This is a genomic window from Curtobacterium sp. JUb34, assembly GCF_003755065.1.
GTDB lineage: Bacteria > Actinomycetota > Actinomycetes > Actinomycetales > Microbacteriaceae > Curtobacterium.
The window spans coordinates 753,372-773,215 of record NZ_RJVH01000002.1; the positions used below are offsets into that span (position 1 = coordinate 753,372).

The 19,844-nt window shown below is 70.9% G+C and carries 16 protein-coding genes; 2 read left to right on the top strand and 14 right to left on the bottom strand.

The annotated features are described in order from the left end of the window. Nucleotides 1-43: 43 nt before the first annotated feature. The 7 genes from EDF63_RS10085 to dusB all read right to left on the bottom strand — a co-directional run bounded on the left by EDF63_RS10085 (nt 44) and on the right by dusB (nt 10,864). Nucleotides 44-1,720, bottom strand: a complete 1,677-nt coding sequence (locus EDF63_RS10085; protein WP_123312878.1) for an ABC transporter ATP-binding protein — start codon at nt 1,718-1,720, stop codon at nt 44-46. Continuing rightward, entirely contained in the window at nt 1,717-2,721 is a 1,005-nt protein-coding gene (locus tag EDF63_RS10090) for an ABC transporter permease (RefSeq protein WP_123312879.1), read from the bottom strand. Before EDF63_RS10090 ends, EDF63_RS10085 begins: the two co-directional genes overlap by 4 nt. A 2-nt stretch (nt 2,722-2,723) precedes the next feature. Beyond that, nucleotides 2,724-3,800, bottom strand: coding sequence for an ABC transporter permease (locus EDF63_RS10095; protein WP_123313142.1), 1,077 nt, complete (start codon nt 3,798-3,800; stop codon nt 2,724-2,726). A gap of 116 nt (nt 3,801-3,916) precedes the next feature. Continuing rightward, a complete protein-coding gene (locus EDF63_RS10100) occupies nt 3,917-5,548 on the bottom strand; it encodes an ABC transporter substrate-binding protein (RefSeq protein ID WP_123312880.1) in 1,632 nt (543 codons plus the stop codon). Between the two features lie 825 nt (nt 5,549-6,373). Then, a complete protein-coding gene (gene dnaG / locus EDF63_RS10105) occupies nt 6,374-8,287 on the bottom strand; it encodes a DNA primase (protein WP_123312881.1) in 1,914 nt (637 codons plus the stop codon). Nucleotides 8,288-8,399: 112 nt separating this feature from the next. Next, nucleotides 8,400-9,713 carry a deoxyguanosinetriphosphate triphosphohydrolase gene (locus tag EDF63_RS10110; protein WP_123312882.1) on the bottom strand — a complete coding sequence of 438 codons (1,314 nt, stop codon included), beginning with the start codon at nt 9,711-9,713 and terminating at the stop codon, nt 8,400-8,402. After that, a complete protein-coding gene (dusB, locus tag EDF63_RS10115; RefSeq protein WP_123312883.1) occupies nt 9,710-10,864 on the bottom strand; it encodes a tRNA dihydrouridine synthase DusB in 1,155 nt (384 codons plus the stop codon). Before dusB ends, EDF63_RS10110 begins: the two co-directional genes overlap by 4 nt. A 47-nt stretch (nt 10,865-10,911) precedes the next feature. On the opposite strand from dusB, the gene EDF63_RS10120 reads away from it, so the two are divergent. Further along, on the top strand, nt 10,912-11,397 hold the full coding sequence (locus EDF63_RS10120; protein WP_123312884.1) for an aminoacyl-tRNA deacylase: 486 nt from the start codon (nt 10,912-10,914) through the stop codon (nt 11,395-11,397). A 134-nt stretch (nt 11,398-11,531) separates the two neighbouring features. On the opposite strand, the gene EDF63_RS10125 is transcribed toward EDF63_RS10120, so the two are convergent. The 4 genes from EDF63_RS10125 to EDF63_RS10140 form a co-directional block, all read right to left on the bottom strand. Then, a complete protein-coding gene (locus tag EDF63_RS10125; protein WP_123312885.1) occupies nt 11,532-11,741 on the bottom strand; it encodes a hypothetical protein in 210 nt (69 codons plus the stop codon). Further along, a complete protein-coding gene (locus EDF63_RS10130; RefSeq protein ID WP_123312886.1) occupies nt 11,738-12,472 on the bottom strand; it encodes a DsbA family protein in 735 nt (244 codons plus the stop codon). Before EDF63_RS10130 ends, EDF63_RS10125 begins: the two co-directional genes overlap by 4 nt. A gap of 115 nt (nt 12,473-12,587) precedes the next feature. Further along, on the bottom strand, nt 12,588-13,973 hold the full coding sequence (locus tag EDF63_RS10135) for a glycine--tRNA ligase (RefSeq protein WP_123312887.1): 1,386 nt from the start codon (nt 13,971-13,973) through the stop codon (nt 12,588-12,590). A gap of 107 nt (nt 13,974-14,080) precedes the next feature. Beyond that, on the bottom strand, nt 14,081-15,136 hold the full coding sequence (locus EDF63_RS10140; protein ID WP_123312888.1) for an aminotransferase class V-fold PLP-dependent enzyme: 1,056 nt from the start codon (nt 15,134-15,136) through the stop codon (nt 14,081-14,083). 70 nt (nt 15,137-15,206) lie between these two features. On the opposite strand from EDF63_RS10140, the gene EDF63_RS10145 reads away from it, so the two are divergent. Further along, nucleotides 15,207-16,172, top strand: a complete 966-nt coding sequence (locus EDF63_RS10145) for a LysR family transcriptional regulator (RefSeq protein WP_123312889.1) — start codon at nt 15,207-15,209, stop codon at nt 16,170-16,172. An 8-nt stretch (nt 16,173-16,180) separates the two neighbouring features. Here EDF63_RS10145 and EDF63_RS10150 read toward each other — a convergent pair whose 3' ends face one another. The 3 genes from EDF63_RS10150 to leuA all read right to left on the bottom strand — a co-directional run bounded on the left by EDF63_RS10150 (nt 16,181) and on the right by leuA (nt 19,805). Next, entirely contained in the window at nt 16,181-16,978 is a 798-nt protein-coding gene (locus EDF63_RS10150; protein WP_123312890.1) for an isoprenyl transferase, read from the bottom strand. After that, nucleotides 16,975-17,838: a DNA repair protein RecO gene (recO, locus tag EDF63_RS10155; RefSeq protein ID WP_123312891.1), complete on the bottom strand. Its 864-nt coding sequence runs from the start codon at nt 17,836-17,838 to the stop codon at nt 16,975-16,977. The genes EDF63_RS10150 and recO overlap by 4 nt, the downstream gene beginning before the upstream one ends. A gap of 191 nt (nt 17,839-18,029) precedes the next feature. Continuing rightward, nucleotides 18,030-19,805 (bottom strand): 2-isopropylmalate synthase, encoded by a 1,776-nt coding sequence (gene leuA / locus EDF63_RS10160; protein ID WP_123312892.1) that lies wholly within the window; start codon nt 19,803-19,805, stop codon nt 18,030-18,032. Nucleotides 19,806-19,844: the final 39 nt, after the last annotated feature.

Below are 19,844 nucleotides of genomic sequence, written 5' to 3' on the forward strand. Positions count from 1 at the left end.
CGTCGACGACGCAGGTCGGGCCTCCTGGGCGGGTCACGTCGGGTCAGGACCCGGCGTTCTCCAGTTGCTCCAGCGTACGCCGTCGCTCGGCCTGCTCCGCAGGGTCCGGCACCGGGAGCGACGCCAGCAGGCGCTGCGTGTACGGGTGCTGCGGGGCGCCGAGGACCTGCGCCGTCGTGCCCACCTCGACCAGGTCACCGCGGTAGAGCACGGCGATCCGGTCGGACAGCGCGCCCACGACCGCCAGGTCGTGGCTGATGAACAGCGACGCGAAGCCCAGGTCCTGCTGGAGCTCGAGGAAGAGCTCCAGCACGCGGGCCTGCACCGACACGTCGAGCGCGCTCGTCGGCTCGTCGGCGATGAGCAGCTTCGGCCGGAGCGCGAGCGACCGGGCGAGCGAGGCGCGCTGACGCTGGCCGCCGGAGAGCTCGTGCGGGTAGCGGTCGCCGTACGCCTTCGGCAGCTGGACCGCCTCGAGGAGCTCGTCGACGCGCTGGCGGGCCGCACGGGGACTCGACACCTCCTTGTGGACGACCAGCGGCTCGGCGACGCACTCGGCGATCGTGAGCAGCGGGTTGAACGAGGTCGCCGGGTCCTGGAACACGAACCCGATGTCCTTCCGCAGGTGCTTGAAGTCCCGTTCGCGGTAGCCGAGCATCTCCGCACCGAGGACCTTCAGGGACCCGCCGGTGACCTTCGTCAGGCCGGCCATCGCGCGCCCGATCGTGGTCTTGCCGGAACCGGACTCCCCCACCAGCCCGAGGACCTCGCCGGGACGGATCGCCAGGTCGACGCCCTTCACGGCCTTGAACGCGGGCGAACCGAGGCGACCCGGGTACTCGATCTCGAGCCCCTTCGCCTCGACCAGCGGGGTGACGTCCTCGGTGATCGCGGCACGGCGGGCGGTGCCCGTCGACGCCTCGAGCCGGGGCACCGCGGCGAGGAGCCGCTTCGTGTAGTCGGCCTGCGGCCGCGCGAAGAGGTCCGTCGCCGACGCCTCCTCCACGATCTCGCCCTGGTACATCACGGCGACGCGGTCGGCCAGGTCGGCCACCACGCCCATGTTGTGGGTGATGATCACGATCGCCGTGCCGAACTCGTCGCGGCACCGGCGGAGCAGGTCGAGGATCTCGGCCTGCACCGTCACGTCGAGCGCCGTGGTCGGCTCGTCGGCGATGATGACGCTCGGCTCGAGCGCGAGCGCACTCGCGATGACCACACGCTGCTTCTGGCCACCGGAGAACTGGTGCGGGTAGTGGTCGACGCGGGTCTCGGGGTCGGGGATGCCGACGCGACCGAGGTAGTCGATCGCCTTCGCCCGTGCCTCCTTCTTCGACATCCCGCCGTGGGCGCGGAGCCCCTCGGCGATCTGCCACCCGACGGTGAACACCGGGTTGAGGGCCGTCGACGGCTCCTGGAAGACCATCGCCCCGGCGGTCCCCCGCAGGCTGCGGAGCTTCTGCGCGCCCACGCTCACCACGTCGGTGCCGTCGAGCAGCACCGCGCCGCCGAGCGTCGCCGTCTCCGGCATCAACCGGAGCATCGCGCGAGCGGTGACGGACTTGCCGGAGCCGGACTCGCCGACCAGGGCGAGGACCTCGCCGGGACGGACGTCGAGGCTGACGCCCTTGACCGCGTCGACGGCGCCACCGTCGGTGGCGAAGGTGACGGTCAGGTCGTCGACGACGACGACGGGTGCGTTCTCGGTGTCGGTCGTCATGCGCCCGCTCCATCCGCGGTGGCCGTGTTGCGCGCGTCGCGCGTGGACACCAGCTGCTTCAGCCGTCGGCGCGCACGCAGACGGGGGTCGGAGATGTCGTTGAGGCTCTCGCCGATGAACGTCACCCCGAGGACGAGCACCACGATCGCGACACCCGGGTAGACACCGGTCCACCAGACGCCGCTCGCGACGTCGGACAGCGCACGGCTCAGGTCGTAGCCCCACTCGGCGCCGGACGTCGGACCGATGCCGAACCCGAGGAAGCCGAGGCCGGCCAGGGTCAGGATCGCGTCGCTGGCGTTCAGCGTCAGGATGAGCGGCAGGGACCGCGTCGAGTTCCGCAGCACGTGCCGGATCATGATGCGCCACGGGTTCGTGCCCATCACGCGCGCCGACTCGACGAACGCGTCGTTCTTCAGGCGCACGGCCTCGGCACGGACCACCCGGAAGTACTGCGGCACGTAGACGACGGTGATCGAGATCGCCGCCGCGATGATGCCGCCCGAGTAGCTCGAGTTGCCGCCGGAGATCACGATCGACACGACGATCGCGAGCAGCAGCGAGGGGAAGGCGTAGATCGCGTCGGCGACCACGACCAGGACCCGGTCGAGCCAGCCGCCCAGGTAGCCGGAGACCAGGCCGAGCAGGACGCCGACGATGATCGACACGACGACCGCGACGATCACGACGAGGACCGCGGTGCGGGCGCCGTAGACGACCCGGCTGAACACGTCGAACCCGCCGACGGTGGTACCCCAGATGTGCTCGGCGCTCGGAGCGCCGGTGCGCGGGAAGCTCTCGCCGTCCGCGCCCTGCAGCTGGCCGAAGCCGTACGGGGCCAGGAGCGGCGCGAACACCGCGACGAGCAGGTACAGGGCGCAGATGACCACGCCGACGATGAGCATGGCGCGCTGCCAGCCGGTGCTCTTGCGGAGCTGGACCACCACGGGCAGCCGCTTCCAGAGCGGCTCGTGGCGGTCGACGAGGGTGGTGTCGGCCATCGTCAGAACCTCACTCTCGGGTCGATCAGGGCGGCGACGACGTCGACGATGAAGTTGGTCACCGCGACGATCACCGCCAGCATCGCGACGATGCCCTGCACCGCGACGAAGTCACGGGCCGACAGGTACTGGTTCAGCTCGAAGCCCAGGCCGCGCCACCCGAAGGTGGTCTCGGTCAGGACCGAACCGCCCAGCAGCATCGCGATCTGCAGGCCCATCACGGTGATGATCGGCACGAGCGCGGGGCGGAATGCATGGGTCCGGACCAGCCGCGACTCGCGGACACCGCGGGAGCGGGCCGCGTCGACGTACTCGGAGCCGAGCGACCCGATCATGTTCGCGCGCACCAGGCGCAGGAAGATGCCGGCGGTCAGCAGCCCGAGCGTCAGCGCCGGCAGGACCGCGTGCTGCAGCACGTCGCCGATGACGGCGGCGTTGCCGGTGCGGAGCGCGTCGATGATGTAGATGCCGCTCGCACCGGGGATGCCGTCCAGGATGAGCTCCACCCTGGTCGAGGCACGGTCGCCGAGCGGCAGCCAGCCGAGCCACACCGAGAAGACGAGCTTCAGCAGCAGGCCACCGAAGAACACCGGGGTCGCATAGGTCAGGATCGCGAGGGCGCGGAGCAGCACGTCGGGCCACTTGTCGCGCGTGTACGCGGCCAGCATGCCGAGCGGGATGCCGAGCACGAGCGCGACGACGAGGGCGTAGAACACCAGCTCGGCGGTCGCGCCGCCGTACTGCAGGATGATCTCGGTGATCGGCCGGTTGTCCGTCGACGCGTTGCCGAAGTCACCGCGCAGGATGTTGCCGAGGTACTCGAAGTACTGCACGAGCACGGGACGGTCGTACCCGGCGGCGTGCAGGCGTTCCTGCAGCTGCGTCGGGGTGAGTCGACCGCCGACCGACGCGGTGATCGGGTTCCCGATGACGCGCATCAGGAAGAAGACGAGCGTCACCAGGATGAAGACGGTCGGGATGATGAGGAGGAACCTGACGAGGATGTACCGGCCGAGTCCGCCGCCACTGCTCTTGGCACGACGTTGTGCCTGTGGCTTGGTCGGATCGGTGCCGTTCACGTCCTGGGTCGCCTCTGGGGTGCTCAGGGTCACGGGGAGGGGTGCCTTTCATGCCGGTGCGCAGGCCGCGGGCGTTCCTCGTGGGAACGCCCGCGGCCTGCGCGAGGGGCGTGGTGCTACTTGCTGAGGGTGGCGTACCGGAACTTGAACGAGGCGTCGAGGGTCAGGCCCTTGACGTCCTTGCCGGCGACGGCGACGGACTTGCCCTGCAGCAGGGGCAGCGTCGAGATCTGCGATGCCTCGCGCTCCTGGGCCTGCTCGATCAGGTCGGCACGCTTGTCCGGGTCGGACTCCGCCTGCTCCTTCGCGATGAGGTCCTGGATGACCGAGTCGTCGTAGTGGTTCTGGACGAAGTTCTCCTTGGTGAAGAACGGCGACAGGTAGTTGTCGGCGTCGGAGAAGTCCGGGAACCAACCGAGCTGGTACTCCGGGTACGCGTCCTTCGTGCGCTCCTGCGCGTAGGTCGTGTAGACCGTCGACTGGATGTTGACGGTGAACAGGCCCGAGTCCTCGAGCTGCGTCTTCAGCAGCGCGTACTCGTCGTCCGAGGCCGAACCGTAGTGGTCGGGCGCGTACTGGATGTCGAGCTGCACCTTGCCGGAGACACCGGCGTCGGCGAGGGTCTTCTTCGCCTTGTCGACGTCGGGGCCGCCGTCGCCGTCGCCGTACATGTCCTTGAACGGCTGGACCGCACCGGTGAGGCCGTCCGGCACCATCGAGTACAGCGGCGTGAAGGTGTCGTTGTAGACCTCCTTCGCCAGGGCGGCGCGGTCGACCACGTCAGCGGCGGCCTGGCGCACGGCGAGGGCCTTCGCCTCGTCGGCGTCGTCCTGACCGGTGCCGAACGGCTGCGTCTTGAAGTTGAAGACCACGTAGCGGATCTCGCCGCCGGGGCCGTCGGTGACCTTGAGGTCGTCGTCCTTGCGCAGGTCCGAGATGTCGGTCGGCGTCAGCGAGCGGTACGCCACGTCGACGTCGCCCTGCTGCACGGCGAGCTTGAGGTCGGTCTCCTTGGTGTAGTAGTTGGCCGTCACCTCGTCGGTCTTCGCCTTGCCGAGCAGGCCGTCGTACTTCGGGTTCGTCTTGTACTGGACCAGCTGGTTCTCCTTGTAGGAGCTGATCTGGTACTGCCCGGCGAACGCCTTGCCCTTGACGATGTCGTCGGCGCTGGTGAGCTTCGTCGCGCTGAAGACGTCCTCGTCGACGATCGGACCGGCGGGGCTCGAGAGCACCTGCGGCCAGGTCTGGTCGGCGTGGTCGAGGTTGAACACCACGGTCGTGTCGTCCGGGGTGTCGATGCTCTTGAGGTTGGCCAGCAGCGACTGCGGACCGTTCTCGTTGTTGATCTTCAGCTCACGGTCGAACGAGAACTTCACGTCGCTCGAGGTGAGCTTGTTGCCGTTCGCGAACTCGAGCCCGTCCTTGAGGGTGACCTCGTACGTGGTCGGGTTCGTGAACTCCGCCTTCGTCGCGATGTCCGGCTCGACGTCCGGGCTGCCGACGGGCGTGTTCATCAGGAACGGGAAGACCTGGTTCTGCACGGCGAAGGAGCCGTTGTCGTAGGAACCGGCCGGGTCGAGGGACGTGACCTTGTCCGTCGTCCCGATGCTCAGGCCGTTCAGCTCGGTGTCGCTCACGCTGCTGCTCGCGCAGCCGGTCAGCACCAGCGCCGTCGCTGCTGCTCCGGCGCCGAGCGCGATGCCGCGCCTGCCCCACGTGGCTGTGTGCTTCTTGAACACGGATGCCATGTTCGATGCCTCTCTTGAAGATGGGTGCAAGTGTCCTGACCGGCGGGTGGAACGTCTGTGTGCCCGGCCAGGAACGCTCATTGGTATCACCCTGTCACGGAACAGATCGAACCGGGAGCGATTTGTTTACACCGCTGTAATGCAAGCACCCGTCGCGTGATGCATCATTTGTGCGCATCGAACCGGCGCGCCGCACACGAAAGTTGCGCCGTGCAACGCGCCGCCCGAGCGCGCCCGGCCCCGCTCCCGGCGGGCCTCAGCCCCGCCTCCGGCCCCGCCTCAGCCCTGCCTCAGCCCGCCTCCGGCTCGCCCGAGGTTCCGAAATCTCGGCATGTCGACGCTCGCCCGGCACGGCATCGGAACCTCGGCGGAGCGCACGCGGCGTGTTGTGGAACCTCGGCACGCCGACCGGGAGGCCCGCCCCCAGCCCCCTTGCCTCCGCCGACCGGCCACGTCCCGCCCGCCCGCGCGCCCCGCCTGCGATCCCGCCTCGCCGCGCCCCCGCCCGGCCTCGCTCCAGGTTCCGAAATCTCGGCATGTCGACGCTCGTCCGGCCCGGCATCGGAACCTCGGCGGAGCGCACGCGGCGTGTTGTGGAACCTCGGCGCGCCGACCGGGAGGCCCGGCACACCTCCACCGCGACCGTCACCTCGCCGACATGGTCGCCCCGCACGGCCTCGGTCACGCTGTGCGGTCGCGTCACCGCGGCACTCGTGCTCACCGAGGTTCCACGAAGAGCCGCTCGAGTGCGGCCAGATGTGCAGATTTCGGAACCTGGACGAACCGCACACGGCTGGGCACCCGGGCACCCGGGCGGCCCGGGGGCTAGGACGCCTCGGCGTCGGCGCGCAACCGCATCCGCTGCGCGTCGATGTCCACGAGCTGCCGCTGGATCTCGGCGCGACGCTCGGCCTGCTCGTGCGGGTCCGCGCGCTGCAGCTGTCCGAGCAGCGAGGCCTTGCGGGCGAGCAGGTCCCGCTCGACCAGGGCGACGACGATGCTCCGGCAGTACGCGGCGAGGTCCTCGGCGTTCCGGGCAGGGATCGGCGCGAGGGCCAGTTCGTGCGTGAGGGTGCGCAACGGTGTCGGCACGTCGGCGAGCAACCGGTCGAGCCAGTCCTGCGCCCCGATGACGTCGACGTTGGCGACCACGGCGTCCCGCACGACCGCGAGCATCGGTGCCGAGAACGTGGCGGACGCGGCGAGCCCGAGCAGCGGCGCTCCGACGGAGGTCGGCTGCTGCACCATCGCCATCACGGCGTCACGCTCCATGCGGCTGATCGGGTCGTTCGGCAGCGAGCGGATCCCGGCGACGGGCTCCTCGACCACACCGGCCCCGTCGGTGGCGTGACCGGCGCGACCGTCGCGCCCCGGGCCTCCTGGCCGATCGTCCGTCGACCCCGCGCGCCGACGCGCGGTCTCGACCGCTCGGCGGACCTCGGGCATGTCCATGCCGAGCCACCCGGCGAGCTCACGGACGTAGCCCTGGGTGAGCGATCGGTCGCGGATGCCGGCGAGCACGGGGGCGGCGGCGCGGAGGGCACCGACGCGACCCTCGACCGTCTCGAGGTCGTGGCCCTCCAACGTGCGGCGGATCATGAACTCGAACATCGGACGCTTGTTGGTGATGAGGCGGCGGATGGCGTCGTCACCGCGGGCGAGCCGGAGGTCGCACGGGTCGAGGCCACCGGGCGCCACGGCGACGAAGGTCTGCGCGGCGAACCGCTGTTCCTCGGCGAAGGCGCGAGAGGCGGCTCGCTGCCCGGCCTCGTCCGGGTCGAACGTGAAGACGACCTCGCCGTTGGCGTTCGGGTCGGCACCGGCCAGGTCGCCGAGCATCGGGCGCAGCACCTTGATGTGGTCGACGCCGAACGAGGTGCCGCACGTGGCGACCGCGGTGGTGATGCCGGCGACGTGGCAGGCCATGACGTCGGTGTAGCCCTCGACGATCACGACCTGCTTCTGCTTCGAGATGTCGCGGCGGGCCAGGTCGAGCCCGTAGAGCACCTGGCTCTTGTGGTAGATCGGGGTCTCGGGCGTGTTGAGGTACTTCGGGCCCTTGTCGTCGTCGAGCAGGCGCCGGGCACCGAACCCGATCGTCGCCCCGGTGACGTCGCGGATGGGCCACATCAGGCGCCCGCGGAACCGGTCGTACGGCGACCGGTCACCCTGGCTGACGAGCCCGGCCGAGGTGAGTTCCTCGAGCGTGAAGCCCCGACCGCGCAGGTGGTCCTTGAGCATGTCGTACGACTTCGGCGCGAAGCCGACACCGAAGTGCTGCGCCGCCGAGGGGTCGAACCCGCGCTCCCCCAGGAACCGCCGTGCGGGGTCGGCCGCGGCGGTGGTGAGCTGCGCCGTGTAGTACTCGAGCGCGGCTTCGTTGGCGGCGATCAACCGGGCGCGGGTGTTGTAGTCGGTGCGCGGCCCGTCGCCCTCTTCGTAGTGCAGGGTGAAGCCGATCTTCGCTGCCATGCGCTCGACGGCCTCGGCGAAGGTGGTGTGGTCCTGCGCCATGATGAAGCTGAAGACGTCACCGTCCTCACCACAGCCGAAGCAGTGGTACCGGCCCACCTGGGGCCGGACGTGGAACGACGGGGAGCGTTCGTCGTGGAAGGGGCAGAGCCCCTTCATCGAGCCGACGCCCGCGTTCTTCAGCGTGACGTAGTCGCCGACGACGTCGGCGATGTTGACACGCGAGCGGACCTCGTCGATGTCGTTCCGCGCGATCCTGCCAGCCACCCTCTGATCCTAGTTCGTGGCACCGACCTCGGCCGACCGCGGCCCCGAGATGTGGACGAACCACCGAGCCCCCGCGCACACCGGGACGAGGACGAACCACCGAGGCCCCCGCTCACACCGGGATGTGGATCGATTCCCGCTCGCCGACCACCAACCGCCTGTGCCAGGCGATCGCGCCCTGGTCCGTCAGGCTGGCGACCTGGTCGACCACGGCACGGAGTCGTCCGTCGTCGTCGGTCGCCGCACGCCAGTCGGCCGCGAAGCCGGGTTCGAGGTCCGACGGCCCGGACGCCGCCAGGGCATCGAGCAGCTCCGTCAGGATCCGCCGCTGGTCCTCGTACACGGGCTGCCGGTCGCCCTGGGTCATCACGAACGCTGCGACGATGCCCTTGAGCACCGCGATCTCCCCGATGATCTCGGGCGGTGTCACGACCGAGGCCGCGAACCGGACGAGGGACCCGGAGGCGTAGGACTCGCGTGTCGCTGCCGTCGCCGTCCGCGCGAAGCGTCCGATCAGCTGCGAGGTCAGGTTCTTCAGGTGCGCCGCGTCGCGGCGGGAGCCGTCGTACGAGGTCATCCAGAGCGGCAGGGCCCGGAGGCGGTCGAACGCCTCGAGCAGTTCCTCGCGGCTCAGGTCGTCGCCCACCCACGCGTGCATCGCGGTGACGATGTCGTTCTCGCCGACGCGGTCACCGAGGGCCGCGACGTCGATGAACCCGGCGACGACGGCGTCTTCGAAGTCGTGCACCGAGTAGGCGATGTCGTCCGACAGGTCCATGACCTGCGCCTCGATGCACCGCTGGCGCCGCGGGGCCCCGGCGCGGAGCCACTCGAAGGCGTCGTGGTCGTCGTCGTAGAAGCCGAACTTGGTCCGGCCCGATGACGACTCGGAGACGCCCTGCGCCGCCGGCCACGGGTACTTGCAGCTGGCGTCGAGCGACGCCCGGGTCAGGTTCAGCCCGAACGGACGGTCCCCGCCCCCGGCAGCGCCGGCATCGGCGCCCGGCCGCAGCCCGTAGACCTTCGGTTCGAGCCGGGTGAGCAACCGCAGCGTCTGCGCGTTGCCCTCGAAGCCGCCGATGCCGGCGGCCCAGGCGTTGACGGCGGTCTCACCGTTGTGACCGAACGGCGGGTGGCCGATGTCGTGCGCCAGGCACGCGGTGTCCACCACGTCGGGGTCGAGGCCGAGCGAGTCCGCGAGTTCACGACCGACCTGTGCCACCTCGAGCGAGTGCGTCAGGCGGTTCCGGGCGAAGTCGAGTCCGGTCGTCGGGCTGAGCACCTGGGTCTTGGCGGCGAGGCGTCGGAGCGCACTCGAGTGCAGCAGCCGTGCGCGGTCGCGGGCGAAGTCCGACCGGCGGTTTCCGTGCTCTTCCGGCAGCCAGCGCTCGGCGTCGGCCGGACCGTACGAGGCGGTGGCGCTCATCCGCCGCTGTGGTGCAGCTCGGCGGCGGCGAGGACCTTGCGGAACTCGCTGTCGACGTCGCGGGACTCGAGCCAGCGGTCGGGCAGAGCGGTGCGCTTCGGGTTGCCGGAGCGGCCGCGGGGCCCCTCGGCGTCGGCCCCGGGGTACGGCGCGTCGTGGTCGAGCTGCCCGAGCAGGTCGTCGATCTCCTGCAGGCTCGACGCCATCGCGAGTCCGGACCGCACGTCGCTGCCGATCGGGTACCCCTTGAAGTACCAGGCCACGTGCTTGCGGATGTCGCGGCAGCCGTGCTCTTCGGACCCGAAGAACTCGACGAGCAGTTCGGCGTGCCGGCGGAAGCCGTCCGCGACCTCGCCGAGCGAGGGCATGTACCGGAGCCCCTCGCCGCGGAACGCCGCTGCCAGGTCGCCGAACAGCCACGGACGCCCGAGGCATCCGCGCCCGACGACGACGCCGTCGGCGCCCGTCTCGTCGACCATGCGCAGGGCGTCGGCTGCGGACCAGATGTCCCCGTTGCCGAGGATCGGGATGTCCGTGACGGCTTCCTTCAGCGTCGCGATCGCGGACCAGTCGGCGTGACCGGAGTAGTGCTCGTTCGCCGTGCGCGCGTGCAGCGAGACGGCGGCGACGCCGGCGTCCCGCGCGATGCGTGCGGCGTCCAGGTAGGTGAGGTGGTCCTCGTCGATGCCCTTGCGCATCTTCACGGTGACGGGAACGTCGCCCGCCGCGCGGACGGTCTTCGTGACGAGTTCGCGGAACAGCTCGAGCTTCCAGGGCAGTGCCGCCCCGCCGCCCTTGCGGGTGACCTTGGGCACCGGGCAGCCGAAGTTCAGGTCGATGTGGTCGGCGCGGTCCTCGCCCACCAGGATCGACGCCGCCTCGGCCACGGTGTTCGGCTCGACGCCGTACAGCTGGATCGACCGCGGGGTCTCGGACTCGTGGTGCTGGATGAGCTGCATCGACACGGGGGTGCGTTCGACCAGCGCGCGCGAGGTGATCATCTCGCAGACGTACAGACCGGCGCCGTACTCGCGGCAGAGCCGGCGGTACGCCATGTTCGTGATGCCCGCCATCGGCGCGAGCACGACCGGCACGTCGACCTCGATCGGGCCGATGCGCAGAGGCCGTGCTGGGGCTTGTGTGATCGTCATACCTGCTCCATCCTCCCACGTCGGTGCGCGGCGGTAGCGTTCTCCACATGACGATCGACGCCAGCACCCGGTTCGACACCGACGCAGCGGCCCGCGGCCTCACGGTCGAGGTCGTCGAACGCCCCGCTGCGGACTCCCTGCAGCAGGCAGCCGAGCTGCTCGGCATCAACCCCGGCGACATCGTCAAGACGCTCGTCGTCAAGCGGCACGACGGCGGTTTCCTGCTCGCCCTCGTGCCGGGCGGTCGGAGCATCGCGTGGAAGAAGCTCCGGACCGTGGTCGGCGTGAACAAGCTCTCGATGCCCGACGCGGCGACCGCGCTCCAGGCGTCCGGCTACGAGCGCGGCACCATCACCCCGATCGGCGCCACGGGTGACCTGCCGGTGTACGCCGACGAGCGCATCGTCGGACGCCGGGTCGCTCTGGGCGCCGGACGCCACGGCGCGAGCGCCTTCGTCGACGCGGACGCACTCGTCGCCGCGTACGGCGCGACCGTCGCCGACATCACCGACGAGGAACCGCAGCGCGACTGATCGCGTCGGCAGCAGCGCGACGCGCAACCGACCGATCGCGCCCCCGCACAGCCGTTGCGCCCCGCAGAGTCGGGGCGCAACGACCGCACGGGGGCGCGGGACCACCAGCGCGCGACGCGCGACTGACGGAGTCGTCAGTCCGGCACCTCGGACCAGTCACCCTCGGCGCCGGCGAACGAGCCGGCGTCGATCAGGCACGAATCACCGTCGCAGACCGGCGCCCCGCCGGGCGTGACCAGCGTGAGCAGGCCGGGGCGCGCCTCCAGACCGGAAATCGCATCCGGGACCGACGGGGCGGACGGGAGGCCCGCCCCACCCCCGACGGTGAGCGTCGCGCCCGTCATCGGGTCGCCGCCACGTCGGCGCTCGCGTCGTCCGCAGCGCGTTCGGTCGCCGAGGCGACCTCGTCGGGCGTCGTCCCGCGCAGCGCGACGACCTGCGTCAGCACCTGCTCGAACGCAGCCGGGTCCTGCGCGCCGGAGACGCCGTACTTGCCGTCGATGACGAAGAAGGGGACGCCGTTGATGCCGAAGGCCTGCGCCTGGGCCTGGTCGGCGCGGACGGCGGCGAGCTGTGCGTCGTCGCGGAGCGTCGCGAGGACCTCGTCGCGGTCGAGCCCGATCTCGGCGGCCAGGTCGGCCAGCGTCGCCTCGTCGCCGACGTGCTCGCCGCGTTCGAAGTAGGCGGTGAACAGGCGCTCGACCATGTCGAGCTGCTTGCCGTGCTGCTTGGCGAGGTGGATGACCTGGTGCGCCTTCACCGTGTTGGTGTGGTGCATGGCCTCGAAGTCGTAGTCGAGCCCGACGCTCGCGGCGATGCCGGTGACCTGGTCGAGCATCTGCTGCGCCTGCTCGACGGGCATGCCCTTGTGGTTCGACAGGAACTCGGCCTCGGTGCCCTCGAAGTCGACGGGGGTGTCCGGGCTCAGCTCGAAGGAGTGGTACTCGACCTCGACCGGCAGGGAGTCCGACGAGGCGCCGAACGCGGCCACGCCGGCCTCGAACTTGCGCTTGCCGATGTAGCACCAGGGGCAGGCGATGTCCGACCAGACATCGACCTTCACGGAGTCGTTCATGCTGATGCCAACGCGCGGCGTGCGCCCGCATTCCCGCAGAACCTGGTTCCGGACACCGCACCGTGGATCTTCGTGGTGCTGTGCCCGGAACCTGGTTCCGACGCCCGCGAAACCCCTACGCGCCGAGCAGCCGCTGTGCCAGGTAGCCCTGCAGCTGGTCCAACGCCACCCGCTCCTGCGCCATCGTGTCGCGCTCGCGCACGGTCACGGCCTTGTCCTCGAGCGTGTCGAAGTCGACCGTGATGCAGAACGGCGTGCCGATCTCGTCGTGGCGACGGTAGCGGCGGCCGATCGCGCCGGCGTCGTCGAAGTCCACGTTCCAGTTCTTGCGCAGGTCGTCTGCCAGGCCGCGGGCGACGGGCGAGAGCTGCTCGTTGCGCGACAGCGGCAGCACCGCGGCCTTGACGGGCGCCAGACGCGGGTCGAGGCGCAGCACGGTGCGCTTGTCGACGCCGCCCTTCGCGTTCGGGGCTTCGTCCTCGTGGTACGAGTCGAGCAGGAACGCCATGAGCGCACGGGTCAGGCCGAACGACGGCTCGATGACGTACGGCACGTACTTCTCGTTGGCGGCCTGGTCGAAGAACCGGAGGTCCTGGCCGGACGACTCGATGTGGTTGTTGAGGTCGAAGTCGGTACGGTTCGCGACGCCCATGAGCTCGCCCCACTCCGAACCGGTGAAGCCGAAGCGGTACTCGATGTCGGCGGTGGCGTCCGAGTAGTGCGCCCGCTCGCCGTCCGGCACGTCGAAGCGCCGGAGGTTCTCCGGGTCGATGCCGAGGTCGGTGTAGAACGCGACGGAGTCGGCGATCCACTGCTCGTAGTGCTCGCCCGCCTCGGCCGGCGGCACGAAGTACTCGATCTCCATCTGCTCGAACTCGCGCGTGCGGAAGATGAAGTTGCCGGGCGTGATCTCGTTGCGGAACGCCTTGCCGACCTGGCCGATGCCGAACGGGGGCTTCATGCGGCTGGTCGTGACGACCTGCGCGAAGTCGACGAAGATGCCCTGCGCGGTCTCGGGGCGCAGGAAGTTCAGGCCTTCCTCCGACTCGACCGGGCCGAGGTAGGTCTTGAGCATGCCGGAGAACTCGCGGGGCTCGGTCCACTCGCCGCGGGTACCGCAGTTCGGGCAGGCGATCTCCGCCATGCCGCCCTCGGGGTCGCGGCCCTTCTTGGCCACGAACGCCTCGGTCAGGTGGTCCGCACGGAACCGGTGGTGGCAGTGCAGGCACTCGACCAGCGGGTCGGTGAAGGTCGCGACGTGGCCGGAGGCCTCCCACACCTTGCGGGGCAGGATGACGGCCGAGTCCAGGCCGACCATGTCCCCGCGGCCGCGGACGAACCGCTGCCACCACTGGCGCTTGATGTTCTCCTTGAGCTCCACACCGAGGGGCCCGTAGTCCCACGCGGAGCGGGAGCCTCCGTAGATCTCACCCGACTGGAAGACGAAGCCGCGGCGCTTGGCCAGGGCGATGACGCTGTCGAGACGGGAGGGCTGTGCCAAAGGGTGCTCCAGAGGTCGCCGAGCTGGGTGCTCGGTGCGGAAACGGTCCGGGCAAGACTACCGGCGTTCGTCGGCCGGGAGGCCCGCCCCGCGTCCGCTGTCCGCGCTCACCTTCCCGACGCGCCCGGCCCCACCCCGCCCAGCGCGGCGACGACGTCGGTCACGTCCGCCTCGTCGTTCCACAGGTGGAACGCGATCCGCAGTCGCCCGGCACGTCCGGAGGCGGTGAGCCCCGCGGCGGTGAGGGCACGAAGGGCCGACCCGTCGGCGTCCGCGAACGTGACGATCGCCTGCCCGTCGCCCTGCCGAGGCGACCCGAGGGCGTCGCACAGCCGATCTGCGAGACCGGTGGCGTGCCTCCAGACCGCCTGCTGGTCGAGCGCGACCGCGTGCTCGAGCGCGGCCACGGCACCGGGCCACGCCTGCCAGGCCGGCGAGACGTCGAAGCGACGGGCGTCGTCGGCCAGGTGCATCGCGGGTCCGTAGCACGACGACCACACGTCCTCCCCCGCGTACCAGCCGGCCTGCACGGGGCGGAGCCGGCCGAGGGCGGTGTCGGAGAGTGTCATGAAGGCGACGCCGCGCGGCGCGCAGAGCCACTTGTAGGCGTGCGTGAGCGTCACGTCGAACGGTGCCGCGTCGACGGGCAGGACCCCGGCGGCCTGCGTGAGGTCGCAGAGGGTCAGGGCGCCGACGCGGCGGGCCGCGGCCACGACCGGGTCGGAGTCGGTGACCGCGCCCGTGGCGGACTGCACCGCGGACCACGCGACGAGGGCCGTGTCGGGCCCGACGGACGCGGCGAGCCGGTCGAGCGGGACGCTCCGGACCCGGACGCCGCGGTGCGCCTGGGCGAGGAACGGGAACACGACCGAGCTGAAGTCGCCGTCGGGGACGACCACCTCGGCACCGTCCGGCAGCGCGTCGGCGACGACCGCGGCCATCACCGAGGTCTGCGAGCCGGTCGCGACGCGGGACGCCGGGACCCCGACGAGCTCCGCGAAGAGCGAGCGTCCCTGTTCGACCAGTGCCCCGTAGTGGGCCGGCGACGTCTCGGCGCGGGACCACGCGTCGAGGTCGGCGCGCTGGGCCGCGAGGGTGCCGTGGGTCGGCAGACCGGCGGTGCACGCCGCGATGTAGCCGCGGCCGGCGGGGAAGGAGTCCATGCGGACAGCGTCCCGACTCGCTTCCCATCACACCAGGGCCGGTTCGTTGTGCCACCGATAACATGACGTGATGGACGAGATCGATCCCCAGTTGCTCCGGGTGCTCCGCGCCGTGGCCGACGGCGGGTCGATCACCCGTGCCGCCGCAGCGCTCGGGTCGAGCCAGCCGGCGGTCAGCCAGCTGCTCGCACGTGCCGAACAGCGGCTCGGGCACGCACTGGTCCTCCGCTCGGGTCAGGATGGTCGCGGCGGGCGCGGCGCCACGCTGACCGACGCCGGTCGGGTGCTCGCCGACCACGCGTTGCACGTGCAGGCCGCACTCACCGCCGCGCGCGAGGACCTGGACGCCGTCGGCGGGCTCAGCCGCGGTCGGGTGCGCCTCGCCGGGTTCCCGAGCGCCTCGTCGGCCCTCGTGCCCGCGGTGCTCGCGCGACTTGCGGCCACGGCGCCGGGCGTGACGACCTCGTACATCGAGGTCGAACCGCCCGAGGCGCTCGACCTGCTGCGGAGCGGCGAGGTCGACGTCGCCCTCACCTTCACCTACGTCGGCGACGAGGTCGGAGCCACCCCGGACCCCGGGCTCCTCACCCGGGCGCTGGGGCGCGACCCGCTCGCGCTGGTGACGCCGTCCGGGGCCGCGGGGCCCGGTGCTGCGGACTCCGGCGCAGCGGGTTCGGGTGCTGTCGACCTCGCGTCGCACCGCGATGCCCGCTGGATCGGCGGCTGCCCACGGTGCCGGGGACACCTGCTCGCCTCGTGCGCCACCGCCGGGTTCACGCCCGACATCGTGCTCGAGACCGACAACGCGGCGGCGGTCGTGGGGCTCGTCGCCGCCGGACTCGGGGTGGCGTTGCTCCCCCGGCTGGCACTCGCGACGACGGTGATCCCCGCCGAGGTCCGGGTCGATCCCGTCGACGACGACCTGGCTCGACGCGTCGAGGTCGTCGTGGCACGCGGGGCCGAGCGCGTCCCCAGCGTGCTGGCCGCGCTGGACGCCGTGCGGTCGGCGGCGCACCTGCTCGACGGGCCCGGCTGACGGTTCCGCTACGCGGTCGGGGCGTCGACCGCACCGCCGTAGCGCCGGTCGCGGCGTGCGTACTCCTCGATCGCGCCCCACAGGTCGGTGCGGCGGAAGTCCGGCCACAGGCGATCGAGGAACACCATCTCGGCGTACGCCGACTGCCAGAGCAGGAAGTTGCTCGTGCGCTGCTCCCCCGAACTGCGGAGGAACAGGTCGACGTCGGGCATCTCGGGCACGTACAGCCGCTTCGCCAGGGCCTTCTCGGTGACCTGGCTCGGCCTCAGGCGTCCAGCGGCGACCTCTTCGGCCATCCCCCGCACGGCGTCGACGATCTCGTTCCGGCCGCCGTAGTTGACGCACATCGTCAGGGTCAGCACGTCGTTGCCCGCGGTCATCTGCTCGGCGCGGTCGAGTTCGTCGATCACGCTCCGCCACAGCCGCGGACGCCGACCGGCCCACCGCACCTTGACGCCCCACTCGTTGAGCTGGTCGCGCCGTCGGCGGATGACGTCGCGGTTGAAGCCCATCAGGAACCGGACCTCTTCCGGGGAACGCTTCCAGTTCTCGGTCGAGAACGCGTACGCCGAGATGTGCTTGACGCCGATCTGGATGCCGCCGGCGACGACGTCCAGCAGCGAGGCCTCACCCGCCTTGTGCCCCTCGATCCGGGTGAGCCCACGGCCGTTCGCCCACCGGCCGTTGCCGTCCATCACGATGGCGACGTGGTCCGGCACGAACCGGGCCGGGATCGCCGGGGGCGTCTGGCCCGTCCAGTCGATCGGACGGAACGGCTCGGCGTCGTCGGGGCGGCGGGGGCTCATGCGGTGGGGGTTCCTTCGGCGGCGGGATCGAGGTCGGAGTCGGCGGGGTCCGGGACGGAGGGCGCCGGGGTGGAGGCGACCGCACGGGCCGTCGCCTCGGGCCCGTCGTGGGTCAGCGGCACCGGCAGCGGGTGCTCCGACCGGTCGACGTGCGGCAGGGACCGGAGCGATCGTTCCAGGTGCCACTGGGCGTAAGCCGCGACCACGCCGGAGGCCCGTGACCGCGTGCGCTCGTCGGTGGCGTCGACGCTCGCCCAGTCGCCGGCGAGCAGCGAGCCGAGCACCCCGAGGGTCGCCGGGTCGAGCCGCGGCGTGCCGGGAGGCGCAGCGCGATCGGCGACCACGCCGCCGAGCTGCACGACGAAGGCCGAGTGCGGCCCGGGCTCCCCGGTGACCGCACAGTCGCCGAACGAGGGCGCCCACCCCGCGATGCTCATCGCGCGGAGCAGGTAGGAGTCGAGCGTGGCGCTGGAGTGGTGCTCACCGCGGGACAACGACCGCAGCGCACCGACGAGCAACAGGTACTGCTGCAGGCCGGCGTCGGCCTCGCTCAGGCGGTCGGCGGTCTCGACCATCGCGCTGGCAGCCGTGTACGCGCCGTAGTCGGCGACGATCTGCGCGCCGTAGGCCCCGAGCGACTCGGCCTGCGTGACGATGTCGAGCGAGCGCCCCTCGTAGAACTGGGCGTCGACGACCATGAACGGCTCGAGGCGGCTGCCGAACTTCGACGCGGTCCGCCGCACGCCCTTGGCCACCGCTCGGATCTTGCCGTGCTGCCGGCTGAGCATGGTGACGATGCGGTCGGCTTCCCCGAGCTTGTGGGTGCGCAACACGACGCACTCGTCCCGGTACAGCGGCATGCCACCAGTATCCCCCGCCCCGCCGACACCGCGCCGCGCGGGTGCGGGGCGGGGCGTGCGCGGGTGCGGGGCGTGCACGGGGCTGGGCGGGGCGCGTACTTGGCGGAATCGGGCGTACATGGTCGAAAGAAACGACCAGGTACGCCCGATTCAACGTGCCATCGCGCGTGACGGGGGAAGTACCGCGCGTGTCAGGCGGAGACGAGCTCCGGCGAGTCGGCGCCGGTCGCGGCTCCCGCGCGGACCGCACGGTTCACCGCGGAGACGATCGCCTTGAGGGACGCCGTCGAGATGTCGGCGTCGATGCCCACACCCCAGAGGCGGACACCGTCGACGTCGAGCTCGACGTAGGACGCCGCCTTGGCGTCACCGGAGGCGCTCATCGTGTGCTCCGAGTAGTCGTACAGCGTGACCTGGACGCCCTGCTCGGCGAGGACCTTGAGGAAGGCGTCGATCGGACCGGTGCCCACGGCGTCGGCGGTGACGGATCCCTCGTCGACGCGGAGCGCGACCGACAGCGAGGTCGTGCCGTCGAAGTCGCTCGACGTCGCCGTCTTCGTGAGCTCGTAGCGACCCCACTTGTCGTCGTCGGTCGGTGCGGGCAGGTACTCGTCTTGGAACACGTCCCAGATGCGCTGCGACGAGAACTCGCCGCCCTCGGTGTCGGTGTGCCGCTGCACGACGCCGGAGAACTCGATCTGCAGCTTGCGGGGCAGGTCGAGGGCGTGGTCGGTCTTGAGCAGGTAGGCGACGCCGCCCTTGCCGGACTGCGAGTTGACGCGGATGACCGCCTCGTACGACCGGCCGATGTCCTTCGGGTCGACGGGCAGGTACGGCACCGCCCACTCGATCTCGTCGATGTCCTTGCCCGCCGCCGCCGCCTTGGCCTTCATCGCCTCGAAGCCCTTGTTGATGGCGTCCTGGTGCGAGCCACTGAACGCCGTGTAGACGAGGTCGCCCGCCCACGGCTGACGCTCCGGCACCGGCAGCTGGTTGCAGTACTCGACGGTGCGCTTCACCTGGTCGATGTCCGCGAACGAGATCTCCGGGTCGATGCCCTGCGTGAACAGGTTCATGCCCAGCGCGACCAGGTCGACGTTGCCGGTGCGCTCACCGTTGCCGAACAGGCAGCCCTCGATGCGGTCGGCGCCGGCCATGTAGCCGAGCTCCGCGGCTGCGACGGCGGTGCCGCGGTCGTTGTGCGGGTGCAGCGACAGGATGACGTCCTGACGGTGGGCCAGGTTGCGCGACATCCACTCGATCGAGTCGGCGTAGACGTTCGGCGTCGCCATCTCGACGGTCGCCGGCAGGTTGATGATGACCTTGCGGTCGGGGGTCGGCTCGAAGACCTCGAGCACGGCGTTGCAGATCTCCAGTGCGACCTCGAGCTCGGTGCCCGTGTAGGACTCCGGCGAGTACTCGTAGTAGACCGTCGTGTCGTGCTGCAGCGTCGCCTCGGCCGCCTTGCACAGCTTCGCACCGGCGACCGCGATGTCGACGACACCCTGCACGTCGGTGCGGAACACCACCTCGCGCTGCACGATCGACGTCGAGTTGTACAGGTGGACGATGGCCTGCTTCGCGCCGTCGATCGCCTCGTACGTGCGCTGGATGAGGTGCTCGCGCGCCTGGGTCAGCACCTGGATCGTGACGTCGTCGGGGATCGCGCCCTCGTCGATCAGCGACCGGACGAAGTCGAAGTCGGTCTGCGAGGCGCTCGGGAACCCGACCTCGATCTCCTTGTAGCCCATCCCGACGAGCAGGTCGAACATCGCGCGCTTGCGCTCGGCGTCCATCGGGTCGATGAGGGCCTGGTTGCCGTCACGCAGGTCGACGGCACACCAGCGCGGCGCCTTGTCGATGCGCTTCGTCGGCCAGGTGCGGTCAGGCAGGTCGACCGAGATCTGTTCGTGGAAGGGGACGTACTTGTGGATCGGCATCCCGGAGGGCTGCTGCGTGTTCTGCATCGTTCGTCGCTTTCGTGTGCTCTGGGTGAGGGCGGCCAC